Annotated in this window: 12 protein-coding genes; 2 read left to right on the top strand and 10 right to left on the bottom strand. The window is 57.3% G+C overall.

Annotated features, from left to right (window positions below):
- The first annotated feature begins 11 nt into the window (after nucleotides 1–11).
- Nucleotides 12–1,190, top strand: a complete 1,179-nt coding sequence (locus tag ACUNV4_RS15790; protein ID WP_430879545.1) for a multidrug effflux MFS transporter — start codon at nucleotides 12–14, stop codon at nucleotides 1,188–1,190.
- A gap of 254 nt (nucleotides 1,191–1,444) precedes the next feature.
- Entirely contained in the window at nucleotides 1,445–3,421 is a 1,977-nt protein-coding gene (locus ACUNV4_RS15785) for a putative bifunctional diguanylate cyclase/phosphodiesterase (protein WP_430879544.1), read from the top strand.
- On the opposite strand, the gene ACUNV4_RS15780 is transcribed toward ACUNV4_RS15785, so the two are convergent.
- The 10 genes from ACUNV4_RS15780 to ACUNV4_RS15735 form a co-directional block, all read right to left on the bottom strand.
- On the bottom strand, nucleotides 3,372–6,368 hold the full coding sequence (locus tag ACUNV4_RS15780) for a chemotaxis protein CheB (protein ID WP_430879543.1): 2,997 nt from the start codon (nucleotides 6,366–6,368) through the stop codon (nucleotides 3,372–3,374). The two genes, ACUNV4_RS15785 and ACUNV4_RS15780, sit on opposite strands and share 50 nt — an antisense overlap.
- A gap of 71 nt (nucleotides 6,369–6,439) precedes the next feature.
- Nucleotides 6,440–7,537 (bottom strand): sensor histidine kinase, encoded by a 1,098-nt coding sequence (locus ACUNV4_RS15775; protein ID WP_430879542.1) that lies wholly within the window; start codon nucleotides 7,535–7,537, stop codon nucleotides 6,440–6,442.
- 50 nt (nucleotides 7,538–7,587) lie between these two features.
- Nucleotides 7,588–9,102: a circadian clock protein KaiC gene (kaiC, locus tag ACUNV4_RS15770; protein ID WP_430879541.1), complete on the bottom strand. Its 1,515-nt coding sequence runs from the start codon at nucleotides 9,100–9,102 to the stop codon at nucleotides 7,588–7,590.
- Nucleotides 9,099–9,395: a circadian clock KaiB family protein gene (locus ACUNV4_RS15765; RefSeq protein WP_430879540.1), complete on the bottom strand. Its 297-nt coding sequence runs from the start codon at nucleotides 9,393–9,395 to the stop codon at nucleotides 9,099–9,101. The genes kaiC and ACUNV4_RS15765 overlap by 4 nt, the downstream gene beginning before the upstream one ends.
- Nucleotides 9,396–9,402: 7 nt before the next feature.
- The gene (locus ACUNV4_RS15760; RefSeq protein ID WP_430879539.1) at nucleotides 9,403–10,329 is read right to left on the bottom strand and encodes a response regulator; all 927 of its coding nucleotides are present in this window, start codon (nucleotides 10,327–10,329) and stop codon (nucleotides 9,403–9,405) included.
- Nucleotides 10,330–10,481: 152 nt separating this feature from the next.
- Complete coding sequence (locus ACUNV4_RS15755; protein WP_430879538.1) at nucleotides 10,482–11,234, bottom strand: SDR family NAD(P)-dependent oxidoreductase; 753 nt, start codon at nucleotides 11,232–11,234, stop codon at nucleotides 10,482–10,484.
- Nucleotides 11,235–11,239: 5 nt separating this feature from the next.
- Complete coding sequence (locus ACUNV4_RS15750; RefSeq protein WP_430879537.1) at nucleotides 11,240–11,752, bottom strand: LysM peptidoglycan-binding domain-containing protein; 513 nt, start codon at nucleotides 11,750–11,752, stop codon at nucleotides 11,240–11,242.
- 239 nt (nucleotides 11,753–11,991) lie between these two features.
- Nucleotides 11,992–13,296 (bottom strand): NAD(P)/FAD-dependent oxidoreductase, encoded by a 1,305-nt coding sequence (locus tag ACUNV4_RS15745; RefSeq protein ID WP_430879536.1) that lies wholly within the window; start codon nucleotides 13,294–13,296, stop codon nucleotides 11,992–11,994.
- 13 nt (nucleotides 13,297–13,309) lie between these two features.
- Nucleotides 13,310–14,680, bottom strand: a complete 1,371-nt coding sequence (locus ACUNV4_RS15740) for a glutamine synthetase family protein (RefSeq protein WP_430879535.1) — start codon at nucleotides 14,678–14,680, stop codon at nucleotides 13,310–13,312.
- A 58-nt stretch (nucleotides 14,681–14,738) separates the two neighbouring features.
- Nucleotides 14,739–15,497: a type 1 glutamine amidotransferase gene (locus tag ACUNV4_RS15735; protein ID WP_430879534.1), complete on the bottom strand. Its 759-nt coding sequence runs from the start codon at nucleotides 15,495–15,497 to the stop codon at nucleotides 14,739–14,741.
- Nucleotides 15,498–15,689 lie beyond the last annotated feature (192 nt).

The following is a 15,689-nucleotide window of genomic DNA, read 5'->3' as shown; positions in this document are numbered from 1 at the left end:
AAAAAAACCTCATGCAGAAGCTGGGAAAGCCGCTTGTATTCATCCTGATTGCCGTGTCGGCCATCGGTCCCCTGACCCTCAATGGCGTTCTGCCGGCAACCAGTGCCATCATGGCCGATCTGGCGACACGCTATGAAATGGCTCAGCTGGTGCTGACGGTCTTTCTGGCTGCCAATCTGCTGTCTCAACTGGTACTGGGGCCGGCGGCTGATCGTCATGGCAGACGCCCGGTCATGTTGTTCAGTCTGCTGATCTTCATTCTGGGCAGTCTGCTTTGCGCCTCTGCCACGTCCATCGAGATGCTGCTCCTGGGTCGCTTCGTGCAGGGCGTGGGTGGGGCGGTCTGTGTCTTTCTGCCACGTACCATCGTGCGGGACATCTACTCACAGGGCAAGGCGGCCAGCATGATCGGCTACATGACGACTGCCATGATGGTGGCTCCGCTGTTCGGACCTGCCGTGGGTGGCTGGATCACGGACAACACCAGCTGGCGATGGATGTATGCCGGTCTGGCTGGTCTGGCCAGTCTGCTGATACTGGCTTGCTGGCGGTACCAGCCGGAAACGCTGGACAATCATTCGGCCGGTGGTCATGGAACGCCACAGAGCAGCTTCTTATCCTCTTCCCTGACATTGTTGCGGCACAAGGGGTTTGTGGCCTGTACCTGCATGCTGGCAGGTGCCGTGGGTGTCTATTACGGCTTTCTGTCCGGAGCGCCCTATATCGCCATGGAGAGCCGCGGCATGAGTGCCTCTTCCTACGGTGCCTGGTTTGCCATGGTGGCGATCGGTTATCTCAGTGGCAATCTCGTTGCCGGCAGGTTCTCGGAAAGGGTGGGTGTCGAGAAGATGCTGCTGCTGGGCTTCATGCCCTTCATCACCGGGATTGTACTGTTCTGGGCGTTGTTGCCGATTCAGCATCCCGTGGCGCTGTTTCTGCCCATGATGATCATCGCCTTCAGCAATGGCATGTCGCTGCCCAGCATGGTCACGCTGGCCATGAGTTATCGGCCGGAACTGGCGGCATCGGCATCGGGATTGTCGGGTAGCGTGCAGACCGCCTTCGGCGTCATCCTGTCAGTGGCCATCGGCTATCTTCTGCCATCGGCCGACATCTGGTTGTTCGTTCTGCTCAGTCTGTCGTCTGTGGTGTCGGTGACAGGCTTGATCCTGATGCGTCGATATCGCTGATCCGTCATTTCGACGTCGCCGGATGTGACAGGAATCCGACATGGGGCTCGCGGGGTCGACTCGACGAACAGGAATCTGGCGTTGTTTCCGAGCCGGGCGGCAGCAGCTGCCTGAACTTGAGTCTCAAGTAACATGAAGTAACCTGCTGCAAGGGCCATTTACGGGGGCGCGCCGACAAACCGGCCTTGTGACTCGCATAAACTTTGCTTCACTCGGGTTCGGGAAGAACGCACGCTCGTTTACTGCAGGCCAGAATGATTACAACTATCAGAAAAGCTGTCGACGATCTGCACAGCTCAGTGGAATCGGCAACGGCAAACAGTGATGACTTGCATGTCATGCAGGCTCGTTTGCGCGTCCTCGAGAATCAGAACACCGAACTCGAGATGAGAGAGCAGGAACTGCACGATCAGCTTGCCAGTCATCGCGTTGCTCTGGCTGAACTGAAAGGGCGCAGTGCCGAGCTGATGAATCTGATCAACGAGCAGAAAAGCACCGAGAGTCGATACCGTCAGTTGTTCGATCTGGCACCGGTGGCCTATCTGGCCGTTGATGAAAACGGCTATATCGAGCAGGTGAATCTGGCGGCAACCTGTCTGCTGCGACAACCCAGCGTGCAGTTGATCGATACGCCATTTTCCAATTTCCTGGGGGAAGGCGATCACTCGCATCTGAATGAGCATCTGTCGTCGGTTGCCGAAACACATCTTTCCCTGAAATGGCAGGTGAACCTGCGCCTGCGCAACGGTCTGTCGCAACGCGTCATGCTGGTATCCAGCTGTATCCGGGCCAGGCAGGCATCGAGATTGAAGTACCAGATCATGATCGTTGACATCACGCAGCAGTTGAATACCGAAAAGCTGCTGCGTAATGCCAACGACTATCTGGAAAAGCTGGCCCACCACGATCCATTGACCAATCTGCCCAACCGCACCATGTTCACCGATCGTCTGCAGTCTCTGGTGGCGCAGCGTGCCATGGAAAACGGCAAGGTCGGCATCATCTATTTCGACCTGGATGGGTTCAAGCCGATCAATGATACGCTGGGTCACCACATCGGTGATCAGGTACTGTGTCAGGTGGCTGATCGTGTTCGTCAGTACCTTGGCAGCAACGATACGATCGCGAGAATGGGCGGCGATGAGTTCACCATCATTCTGAGTAACCCGGTTAATGAGTCGGCAGCTGTCGCCGTGGCGCAGAGAATTGCTCGTGTCATCAGCATGCCGATGCAACTGGCCGACAGTGAATTGAGTGTGACCAGCAGCATGGGCATCAGTCTGTATCCTGATCATGCCTTGAGAATCGACGATCTGATCAAGGGCGCTGATGCTGCCATGTATCAGGCCAAGCAGGCAGGGCGTGATCAGGTGCGCCTGTTCAGCAGGGAGTCGGTGGACTCGTTCAGCCGTCTGTCGAAACTGGAAACCTGCCTGCCGCGTGCGGTGCTCGATGAGCAACTGGAGTTGCACTATCAACCGATCTACAACACGGTGTCTTTGACCGTCGAATCCATCGAAGCGCTGATACGCTGGGATCATCCGGATCTGGGTATCATTTCACCCAACGAATTCATCCCGCTGGCCGAAAAGTCCGACCGCATTGTCGAGATTGGCAGATGGGTGCTGGAAACGGCCTGCTGGCAGGCGAACGAATGGCGAAAACAGGGATATGCCAAGCCGATTGCCATCAATGTATCGACTCGCCAATTGCTCGAGCCGGATTTCGCATCCCAAGTGCAAAGAGCACTCGATTTCTACCAGCTGCCCAGTCAGGCGCTGGAAATCGAAATCACGGAATCGGCCATCATGATCGATCATCAGCGTTCCCGGGATACGCTCAGGCAATTGCAGAATGCCGGGCATATCGTCACCATCGATGATTTCGGAACGGGTCACTCCTCATTGGCCCGGCTGGTACATCTGCCCGTGTCCAGGCTGAAGATAGACCGCATGTTCATCAAGGATCTGGATCAGTCCGAACAGATGCGCTCGGTGATTTCATCGATCATCACCATGGCTCATCGCCTGGACATGCGTGTCGTGTCAGAAGGTGTCGAGCAGGCCAGTCAGCTGGAATTCCTGTCCGCCAACCAGTGCGATGCGGTGCAGGGTTTCATGATGTCGCGAGCCGAGCTGCCCAGCGACATCTCGCGCCTGCTGAAACTGGACAACGAGAAAATCAGTGAACTTTGTCCAGATCTTCCGAGGCTTGGACTGACTCGGATCTAGTCTTGAGATCCCGGAACATGATCAGCACCCCCTGAGCAAGACCGCTTCCGGCTCGATAGGGGTGGATACCCACCTGCAGCTGATCGACGTTGTTTCTGCTGATCTCCCGGCTGATCGATTTGCCGATGGAAAGCACTCGCCGCATGTCGCTCATCAGCTCCTTGTATTGCAGCTTGTGTGCAAGATCGACAAATGGCCTGCCGATATCGGACGGCAGCAGATTGACCGTCTGTGTTGCCACGTCGGTAAAGCGACGAATGCACAGTTCCGAATCGAGAAAGATCACGCCGAGATTGGTACTGTCGAGCAGATTGTCCAGATCGTGATTGAGATCGGACAGTTCATGAATTTTCGTCTGGTATTCGAAGTTGACGGTGTACAGCTCCTCATTGACCGACTGCAGCTCCTCGTTGGTGCTCTGCAGTTCTTCATTGGCTGCCGAGAGCTGCTCGTTCACCGAGCGCTGTTCGTCATTGGATGATTCGAGATCATTGATGGCTGCCTGCAGTGCCTTCTTGGTCTCTTCCAGTTCGAGCCGCAGCTGATCGACCTCACTGCTGCTGCTTGCCGTACTATCGATGTCCGAGTTGACGATCGTTGGCGAGGCGCTGGTGGCGGGACCGATGACCACCAGCGCATACTGTGCGCTACTTTCACCCAAGGGCATGTGCGGGATGACCTCGATATCGACCATGCGTTCACCCTGACCAACCGGCTTGCACCGCAGTTGCTTGTGGCTTACCGACTTGAACTCCTTGAAGGCGCGGGAAATGGCGAAGGTCATCGACGGGCGCAGGCTCTCCGGAATCATCTTGGTGATGTCCAGTGTGGGTTCGCCGCGATGTACCTGCAGAATGCCGGCGGGGTCCGATATGACCATCATGACGGTTCGGGATCCATCCACCAACAGATTGGTGCTGCCGGTGTACTGGGACAAGGCATCCAGTGACAGTCTCAGCAGGTCGTTGCCTGGTGAATCGTTGTTCTTGACCTGCAGGGCCTGGATTCTGTGGGAAGGTTCACGCGTGACGTCGCGAAAACGTTCCACGGACAGATGCAGGGGCAGTCGCAGATTGCGCAGTTTCTTGTACTGATTCCATTCGCGCTGCACGGGATAGAACTCGCTCTGCAGATTGCCCAGTGTCTCGGACGGACCCAGAAACAGAATGCCGTGTACGTTCAGCGCAAAGTGCAGCATCTTGATGGCAATCTGCTGCAGGTCCGGCTGCATGTAGATCAGTACGTTACGGCACGTGACCAGATGCATGCGGGTGAACGGGGCATTCTTGATGAAGTTGTGCGGCGCGAAGATCACGTTTTCGCGTATCTTGCGCGAAATGAGGTAACCACCAGCCTTGCGGCTGAAGAATCGTGTCCGTCTCTCTTCGCTGACATGCTCCAGCGAGCGCTCGCTGTAGATGCCGGTGCTTGCGTGTTCCAGTGCCCTGCGTTCGATATCGGTTGCGTAGATCTTGAAGTTGATCTGCTTGTCCAGGGTCTCCAGCAGTTCAGTCAGAATGATGCCGATGGTATAGGCCTCTTCGCCGGTGGAGCAGGCAGTCACCCAGACTCGAAAGGTCTCTCCCGGCATGATCTCCGAGTTGATCAGCGGCAGTATGGAATCCTTGAGTTTTTCCCAGGCCTCGGTATCACGGAAAAAGCTCGTCACCGTGATCAGGATGTCTTCACGCAGCTCATCTCGTTCAGCCGGAGAGTTGCGAACGAAATCGATGTATTCTTCGCTGGTGGCCACGCTGGCCAGTACACGTCGGCGTTCGATGCGACGAAACAGCGTCTCGCTCTTGTATTGAGCAAAATCGACGTCGTTGTCTTCCAGCAGGGATACCACTTCGCTGACGTATTCGGCGCGTCTGGCCGGCCAGAGTACCAGCGAGTTGTGTATGTGATCGTTGCTGAGATTGTTGACGAATTCCGCGATATCGGCAGGTGCGAGAATCTGGTGAACCATGCCGGTATCGATGCTCGCAGTCGGCATGCCATTGAACTCGGCCGTGTCGGGACTTTGTGCAAGCACGACCCCACCGGCTTCGTTGAGTACCTTGGCACCTCGCGAGCCATCACTGCCGGTACCGGACAGGATCACGGCTATCGCGCGATCGCCGTATTCTCGAGCAACCGAGCGAAAGCAGATGTCGATCGGGAACTGAGGGCCCCGGCTCAGCCTGTGTTGTCTGCTGAGTACGAAGCAGCCGTTGGCCACTTCCAGGTTTTCACCCGGTGGAATGACATAGATCTTGCGGGCCTCGATACGCATGTTCTCGGCGGCGGTACACACCTTCATCGTGGTGAGTCGCTGCAGGATCATGTCCATCATCGTTTCGGTTTCAGGAGCGAAGTGCTGAATGACGACGAAGGCTGCATTCAGCTCCGGTTTCAGGCTTCGTATGATCGACTGCAGCGGGTGCAGGCCACCTGCCGATGCCCCCATGACCACGACAAAGGGTGGTTTGATGCCGATGTCAGTGTCCTTGGAATCCGGTTGCAGCAGCTCTCTGTTGCCAGTCTTTTGCGACTTGGACATCTGATCGAGCATTTCCAGAATCAGCCGGCGTGATTCCGTTTCGGCAAACGCATTACCAACGGTGGACTTCATCACGTCTTCGATCAGGTCCTGAATCCGTATATCGGGAATTCCCGCGCCAGAGATGTTGAGCATGTCCCAGCGTGAAAAGCGGCGCTGCTCGATAGGTCCGAGTCTCAACGTGCGCAGAATATTCTGTCGCTGATCGTTGTCGATCGATGCGATTGCTTCATCAATGGCATTTTCGGGCCCTTCCAGGTACTGGAAAAAACGATTGTTCTTCCAGCTGAGGTAGCCCGTCAGCCCCAGTTCGCGATTTCTCTTGACGTACTCGTCATAGAGCTCCTTCAGCATGCCCTGATCGAAGGGGGTTTTCGCTTCACTGGCACATAGTATTGCAATCATTGTCGAATGGTCGTATCCCTTTGCCCGGAATTCTTGCAAATCACCTGTACTTTCAGCCACCGCATACTAGGCTATTTTGCAGGTTTAGTTAAGCCGCTTGCTCGAGAAGAACGCTTGGGAATTTCCGCATGAACGACACTGCCAGTGCCGATTTCGGACTCGATCCAGATCTTGCCACCGTGTGCTTCGATGATCTTCTTGCTGGTCGCCAATCCGACGCCGGATCCATCGTGCGTGTCCCTGGAATGCAAGTGATTGAAAGGAATGAAGATATTCGAGAGGTTGGCCTCCGATATGCCCACCCCGTTGTCCGCGATGCGGATATGACATGACCGAGGCCCGGTTTCACAGCTGATGTGGACCTCCGGTTTTTGCTCGTTGTGGATGATGGCGTTACCAATGATGTGCTGAAAAAATGTAACCATCTGCTGTACGTTACAGTCGATTGCAGGCAGCTTTTCGCGAGTCAGTTGCAGTCCGGTCCGAAAGATCTCATCAGCCAGATTGTCCAGTGCGTCATCCAGAACATCATCCAGGCTGATGTTGCTGGCAATGCGCTTGACGCGATCCACGCGGCTGTAATGCAGCAAGTCTTCCAGAAGGCGCTGCATGCGTGTCGTGGTCTGGCGTATCAGCTGGATATCTTCCATGGCATCGGCGTTGAGTTCGGCCGCATGGTCATCCAGCAACCAGCCCGTCAGCAGATACAGATTGCGCAGAGGGGAGCGCACGTCGTGTGAAACGATGGAGGCAAACTGTTCCAGATCACGGGTGGAGCGTTGCAGTTCACCCAGCAGGACACTTCGTTCGGATATATCCCTCAGCGTTGCGAGATAGGCAGGCTGCTCATCCCACTCGATGTCGACGATACGCATCTCGGCAAGGAGGGGCTTCTGATCCGCTTTCAGGATTTCTATTTCCGTCTTTTCACCGATGAGGATGGGGTAACCGAAGGATTCCCCGGTCAGACGCTCGGCGGCATGTCCGAACAGCGACACCGCCGCCGGATTCACATACTGGATGATGCCTTCGTGATCGATGACGACGATGCCATCCGGTGAGCTGCGAACCACGTTGTCGAAACGGGCTTCGGATGCTGCCAGTCTTTTCTGCAGCGCAGTTGTATCGATGTCGTCTTCCATGCGCATGATGCCCTGCGAGTTGTCCAACCGAAGGGTCGGTCTGGTCCGATGATACAGCCTGCGGATGACTTGCCGGATCAGACGTCTTCGAACATTTCCTGCAGGCGTTCCGATTCCGGCGTCTGATGGAACTGCGGATTGCCTGTCAGAATGCCGGTGATATTGCGGAATGGCTTGCCGACGTGCATGCCCGACTCGTCGATACTGAATTCCCGGATTTCCTTTTCATGACGAGAGCCGCGCATCTTCAGGACGGCAATGCCGCGGCTGATCTCGCCGAACAGTTCGACATAGCGTAACAGGATGATGGTGTCGGTTACCGTCGAGATATGCGCTTCGGTGATCGAGGTGCCGCCCATGAGGGTAGGCGTCACGGATGTGAATACCCCGACGATTTCCTGCTGTTTGATGAAGGACGTCAGGCCGATGACGAATTCCCGGAAGCTCTTGGGAGTTGCACCGCGTTCCAGTGCCGAGAGGCTGTCGACGGCAATGCGTGTGGGCTTGAATTCCAGGATCGCTTTCTTCATCTCGATCAGATGTTCTTCAAGTCCGGTCGTCTCGGGATAGGTGCAGATGACCTGGAGTCGCTCTTCATTTTCCATCTGCTGGAAGTCGACTCCCCAGCCTTCGGCATTGCGGAACAATTGATCGCGGCTCTCTTCAAAGGCAAAGAACAGGCTGCGCTCGTCCTTGCCTGCACCTCCGATGAAGCTGGTGGCCATCAGGGTCTTGCCGGTGCCGGTGGCGCCCGAGATAAGTACGATGGAGTCGCGGAAGAATCCGCCACCGCACATGGTATCGAGCTTGTCGGTCCCCGAACTGATACGAACATGCGACGAGCGGTGATTCAGTTTGACGGTGGAAAGCGGGACACCCACGATGCCGCCATCGGCAACGATGCTGAAAGGATGCTCTCCCTTGCGATGGTCGGTGCCACGAAACTTCAGTATTTCCATGGTACGGCGCCGACTCTCGGCCTCGAGAACGTTGCGCAGGATGATGACATTGTCAGCCACGAATTCTTCGATGCCATGACGGGCAATGTTGCCGTATTCCTGATTTCTTTCCACGGTCATCAGCGAGGTGACCTCCATCTTTTTCATCGCAACCGCGATGCGCAGCAATTCGCTGCGTACCACATGGTGGTCGTCGAACTTGCTGAAAATGGCGCCCAGTGAATCGATGGAGATCCGTGACGCGCCGGTTCGGTTCACGGCGTGTTCTATGCGAGCCAGCAGGGCGGCAAGATCATAGTCGCCGCTGAGCAGCACCGGATCTTCAGGCTTCGGTGATGCATCGACAAACGCCCATTTACCGGCAGCTTCCCAGGCAGCGATGTCCCAACCGAAGCTGAGCATGTTCTGCCGAATATCATCGGGCGTTTCCTCGAAGGTCACGAATACACAGCTTTCGTCGTTCAGACGGATTCCACAGGCCAGAAACTGCACCGCAAACACCGTCTTCGAACTGCCGGCCGTGCCGGCCAGCAGGGTCGTTCTGCCTTTGGGGATACCGCCATTGGATATCGCGTCAAAACCGGTAATGCCCGTTTTCAGTTTGAGTATGGGACTCTGGGAATGAACCGTCATGTTGTCTTGGGGTCTCCAGGCAGCGATGACTCTCGAATATCAAGCCCTCGGAGCAGGGACTTTCTGTCCGACAGGTCTCCGATGATTCGACGGCTCGGCGCCGGTGCTACCTTGATCAGTGTGGGGGTGGCCAGAACGAAGTCGTCCTCTGCCAGTTGCGGATCGGCCAGTACATCGATCACCGTCAGCTCGAAATCGACATTATCGGCCAGCATCTGTTGCAGATTTTCGACAGCCGAGTCCGAGCGCGGCGAACGTCCGGCAATGAACAGCTTCATGATCAGTTTGCTCACTGCGCAGTTACTGATCGTGACCGGAAGCGGGCGTGGTCTCGTCCGCTGCAGCCAAGGGCGGGGTTGCCGGTATCTGCTTGCATTGCGACAGATAGAATGAGCACAAATGCCCGAGCATCCCGGTCAGCAGATAACGGGCTTCCTCGTTGTGCAGCCGCTGCTTTTCAGTGTTCATGACCCTGGACCTGATGTCTACCGCCAGGGTGTGGATGTTCACGATATCCCGTGGTGTGGCCTGGTAGCCACCCAGAGTGATGGCCAGTTCCCGGATCTGCTGTGAAGCATTGAATGTCGTCTTGTAGCCGAGTCTTTCCATCGCCTTGTCCAGCATTCTGGAATATTCCTCTACTGCATACCGGTGTACCGCAGGATGTTTGTCAATCAGTGGCTTGTTCGAGTGAGCGTCCGTGGACAAGGCAGAAGGCAGTTGTGCAGCGTCAGATTTCAGGCGTCGGATTTCACGTTCACGCTGAATGACTTCACGAGTCTGCTCGAGTTCTTCCAGCAGCCGATAGCGCTCGACAGCGTAGCGCAGCGTCTTGCAGATCAGGGCAGTGCTGTATTGCCCCTTCACCAGATAGTCCTGCGCGCCATGCTGGACAGCCTTCAGTGCGGTCTCTTCATCGTCCAGGCCCGAGACAACCACCACGGGAAGTCTGGTCTGTTCGGTGAACGCCTCGACAGTGGACAGCCCCTGACTGTCGGGCAGGGTCAGGTCGAGCAGGATGACGTCGAAATCGTGCCGTGCAAGTTCGCTCAGACCCTTGCGCATCGATTGCGCCCACACCAGCTTGAACATGTCCAGGCCACGCAGCTGACGTTCCAGAATGGTGAAGTCGAGCGAGTCATCTTCAATGGCCAGTACCAGCAACTCGTCAGCGAGAGGCGGTTGTTCGACCTGTGCTCGGGCAGAATGCATTGAATTCAGTGACATTACCTCTTTGGTACCTGCTGCGGAAACTCACGTCGACGGCTCAGTTCACGTCAACTCGCCAGTGATAAGGTAGAGATTGTACCTATCGACTACACTGTATGCACCTGTTGCTTGCCACGATCTTGTTGATCACGGTCAAGCGGGGCTGGGGATCAGCGCTGTCCGCCGTTGATCTCCAGCACCTGTCCCGTGATGTAACCTGATAGTTCCTCGGCGGCGAAGAACAGGAAGGCCGGTGCGCAATCCTCACTGGTGCCCAGGCGCTGCAACGGTATCTGTTGACGGGTTGTTTCCAGCTTTTCCTTGCTGGAATAGCGTCCATGGAAGTCGGTGTCGATGACACCGGGCGAAACCGCATTGACCCGAATGCCGAACGGGGCGAGTTCCCGGGCAAGCCCACGCGAGTAGGTGCTGACGAAGGCCTTGCTGGCCGAGTAGATCGACGAACCCGGGCTGCCGCCAGTGGAGGCGGAAATGGATACGGTATTGATGATCGATGCCTTGTCGGCCGCCTTGAGCAGCGGCAACATGGCGCGAGTGATGCGAACCACGGCATTCTGGTTCAGCTCGATGATCATCTGGTATTGCTCATCGGTGAGCGTGTCCGCGGGGAAACGCCCGAACATGGTGCCGGCGTTGTTGATCAGAACATCGACACGCCGGGAATTCTGCTGCACATGATCGATGAAGGCCTGCTGTCCCTCGGGCGTGGTGAAATCGCTGCAGAACCAGTCGATGTCCTCCGGAAGGCCTGCGGCGTGCTCTGCCTGGCGGCCAAGATGGGCGATGATGCTGGCACCGGCGGCGTGAAAGTCCAGTAGCACCGCTCGACCTATGCCGCGACCGGCACCGGTGATCACGACGGTTCGACCGTCGAAGAGAGAACCGAACAAGGGGTGGGTCATGGTGTCTAGTTGGCCGGCAGAGGGTAGAGAAGCTCCTGATCGACATAGATCAGGGAACCGTCGATAGCGTTGATGCTGCGCAGGGTTTCCACACTGGTCCCGTGCAGGTTGGCGATGTAGGTCAGATTGTCACCCGGCTGTACGATGTAGGTACCGTACAGCTCAGCGTTGCGCTCGGCAGCATCTGCGCCTGTTGTGACATCACTGGCCACAGCATCCGGTACCGGTTGCTGCGGTTCCGACGGTGCGCTGACGCTGGTGTCTGCTGTGGGGGCCGTGGTCGCGGTATCGGTCTGACGGCTGACGGAATCGGCGGCCGTGGTGGCGGACGAGCTGCTTGTTGACGGCGAGCTGCTGGTGACCGGTGGATTGCTGTTGCTCTGCCGGACCGGGACCGGGGCCGTGACAGCGACTGGCGATCGTGTTGCCGGTTGCAAGGTGCCTTGCCAGCGATAGATACTGGTGGCCAGCAATGTGCCAGAAATGGCCAGAATGACCAGGTCGGATTTTGCTATCACCGATTCTCGCTCCCAATGTAGTCCTGCAACATCACATGATAACGACTTGAATCCTGTGAAGGTTGTCATGCTTCGCGTTAGACACGCATTTACACAGACTATCCGCTGTTGGCAAGCAGGAAACAGGTACAGGAGAGCGAAAACCCGGTCAGATATGCGTGATAATGCAGTCTGTCGGCAGGTTTCGCATGTTGGTTATGGCGTCGCAAGGCGGACCGGACTCTGGCACGCGTTGTCGATCACAGTCGATCAAGCCAGGAATAGGCGCTCATGGCCAGCGCCAGCAGGGCAGGACGACTGGCGGTACCACCAGGAAAGGCGGCGGCTGGAAGTGCCGACAATTGCCGGAATCGCTCCGCTTCCCCATTGATATGCTCCGCGATGGCTGTGCCATACATGGGGGCCAGGGCCAGGCCATGCCCCGAATACCCGCCAGCGGCATAGGTATTGGGGTCCAGCTGCCGCAGAAACGGCAGACGATTGCGGGTGATGGCCAGGGTTCCTCCCCAGGCATGGTCGATGGCCGCTGTTTCGAGTTGGGGAAAGACCTTCAGCATGGCACGCCGGACGGAACGTGCGATGTCATCGGGAAAGCGATAGGAATAGTTTTCCCCACCGCCAAACAGAAGACGGTCATCGTCGACCCGGCGGTAGTAGTTGACCACGAAGCGCGAGTCCGCCACGGCATGATCGAGTGGCAGCAGCTGTCGACCGGCATCGCCGAGTTTTTCCGTGACCACAATGAAATTGTTGATGGGCATGGACCACTTGTTCAGCGATGGCTGCAGCTCATCCAGATAGCCGTTGGCCGCCAGCACCACTTTCTCGCAAAGCACGCTGCCTGTTGCCGTGACCACGTGTCGGGCCGATCCGGCACGCGCCGGGGTGATCCGCAAAACCTCACTCGATTCGTGAATGACAGCGCCATGTTCTTCCGCGGCGCTGGCCAGTCCGTGCGCCAGTTTCAGAGGGTGGACATGCGCGGCGCCATGATCCAGTACCCCACCGTGATAGTTGTCACTGGCGACAAGCTCGCGCACGCGTTCACGCGACAGCGGCTCCATTCGATCGTATCCGTACTCGCGTGCCAGCAACTTGCAGTAATCGTGGGCAGCACTGACCTGCCGCTGTCGGTGCTGTGCATAGACAATACCGGGCGTGTAATCGATGTCGATGGAATGCTGCCTGCACAGCTGCCGAATATGCTGCTTGGCGTCTTCGGCTATCTGCCACAGTGCCCGGGCGGCCGACTGGCCGACCAGTTGCTGCAGTGCCAGCTGATCCTTGTTGAAGCCGCTGCCCAGCTGCCCGCCGTTGCGACCGGACGCACCCCAGCCGATGCGATGTGCATCGAGCACCACGGTTCGATGTCCGCTGGCCGCCAGTTCCAGCGCGGCCGCCAGGCCGGTATACCCGGCGCCGACAACACAGACATCGGCAATCACATTCTGTTCGAGAGCGGGTCTTCTGCGGGTGCTGCAGCTCGCCTGATACCAGGAGGGCGCATGCTCGCCGCGACGATCGTTCGCATGCAGGAGCTTCATGGCAAGCGATGATCTAGACGTTCAGTAGCAGGTGTTCGCGTTCCCAGGGGCTGATGACCTGCAGAAAGGCCTCCGACTCCTGATGCTTGATGGCCCGGTACAGCATGCAGAAGTCCTTGCCGAGCAGTGCTTCCACCTCCGGATTGGCGCTGAACAGTTCCAGCGCACGCAGCAGATCGCGCGGGATGTCGTGTGGCAGTGAATAGGCATCGCCCTTGACGGCATCGCGTGGCTGCAGGTTGCGGGTCATGCCGATGAGCCCGCAGGCGAGGCTGGCGGCAATGGCCAGGTAGGGGTTGCAGTCCATGCCCACCACCCGATTCTCGACACGTCGACTGCCGGGGCTGGATACCGGTACACGAATACCGGTGGTGCGGTTGTCGGTGCCCCATTCAAGATTGATGGGTGCCGAATCATCACGCCGGAAGCGACGGTAGGAATTCACATAGGGGGCAAACATGCACAGCACATCCGGTATCAGAGCCTGCTGGCCACCCAGAAATCCGTAGAAATGACTCGATGGCTGGTCATGTTCATCGTTGAACAGATTGCTGCCATCGCGCGTGTCGATGACACTTTGATGGATGTGCATGGCGCTGCCCGGTTGCTCTTCCATGGGTTTGGCCATGAAGGTGGCAAAGCAGTTGTTGCGCAGAGCCGCCTCGCGTATCAGGCGCTTGTAGAAGAACACCTGATCGGCCAGTTGCACCGGATCACCGTGTTGCAGATTGATCTCGATCTGTCCGGCACCGCCTTCCTGGATGATGGTGTCGATCTCGAAGCCCTGGGCTTCGGCAAAATCGTAGATATCATCGATGACCGGTCCGTACTCTTCCACCGCACTCATGGAATAGGCCTGGCGGGCTATGCCCTGGCGACCGGTTCTGCCGATGGGAGGTTCGATCGGCAGATCCGGGTCGATGTTCGGTTTGGTCAGGTAGAACTCCAGCTCTGGAGCCACCACCGGCTGCCAGCCTTTTTCCGCATAGGCATTCACCACGCGCTTGAGAACATTGCGTGGGGACATGCCTACCGGCGTGCCATCCTGATAGGAGACGTCGTGTACCACCTGCAGGGTCACGTCGGCCGACCAGGGAACGGCCGTGGCAGCCGAAAAATCAGGTGTCAGAACCAGATCCGATTCCGTCCACTGATCAGGCATGTCCGTCAGGTCGACATACTCCCCGGTGATGGTCTGATAGAAAATGGATGTTGGCAGGTACATGGCATCGGCACGCGCAAACTTCCGGGCGGGCATGGCCTTGCCGCGAGAGGTACCGGCAATATCGGCAATCACGCACTCCACATCGTCGACATTACGCCCATCGAGCCAGCGATGAAAGGCATCGGGCAGTTGATCCATCCACGAATCATTCGTGTTCATAAGGGTGGGGTATGCGGTGTCGAGTAGTCGGAGGGTGTGGTTGTTTCGAAGTGAATGGTCAAGCGTGGTTGCGGGACAGGAAGCGACGCAGGATCAAGGCAACGGGTTCGCGATCGATCGGTTCGTCCAGAGATTGCTCGGCGCGTGTCCTGATCGCCTCGGGCAGGATTGCTCCTCGTGTCTGCAACAGGCCTTCGATGAAGTCACGGTCGAACTCCGGATGAGGTTGCAGAGTCAGAATCCGGTTGTCGTAAATCAGGGCGGCGTGTTTGCAGAAACTGCTGCTGCCCACGTTTCTGGCGTCACTGGGTAGCTCTACCACCTGGTCCTGATGGAAGGCCAGCAGGGCGGGGGAGCTGGCGTCGGCAACGTTGCCAGTGCCGAACACGTCCTCGTCGAGCTTATACTCGACCCGACCGACCGACCAGCCTCCGGAATATTTCTCGACCTTGCCGCCCAGTGCCTGGGCGATGATCTGGTGTCCGAAGCAGATACCGACCATGGGTTTGCCGGACGCGTAGATGCCCCTGATCAGTTCTTCCAACGGCGGGATCCAGGCGTGATCCTCATAGGCACCGAAGCGCGAACCGGTGATCAGCCAGGCATCGGCGTCATCAACGCTGTCCGGGAATCTGCCGTCCAGTACCGGCCAGTGCCGATAGTCGAAAGCATCCTTTCCCAGCAGGTCCTCGAACATGAGGTTGTAGTCCTGATGATGTTCCAGCAGTTCCTCGGGGGAGCGTCCTGCCTGCAGAATGCCCAGTCTGATACCGGGTCCGGTGGGGTGCGAAGGTGTCATGGTGGTTGTTGCGTTCATGAAGCGTCTTATACTCCTGATCAAGGGCTTGCGCCATATGTCTGATGTACACAGGGTCTGGAGGGGATGCACTGATGCAGGGCAGCGTATCGTCCGCCTGCTGGCTGCGCTGTAATTTTTTCCTGCCGGTGTCCACAGGGGCTTTGCAGCCATAATGTTATGGTGCTGAGAGTCCGTCGGGCCCTGCGTTGA

Source organism: Granulosicoccus sp. 3-233 (assembly GCF_052681095.1).
Note: the sequence above shows the minus strand (reverse complement) of the source record. Positions and strands in the feature narration are given on the sequence as shown.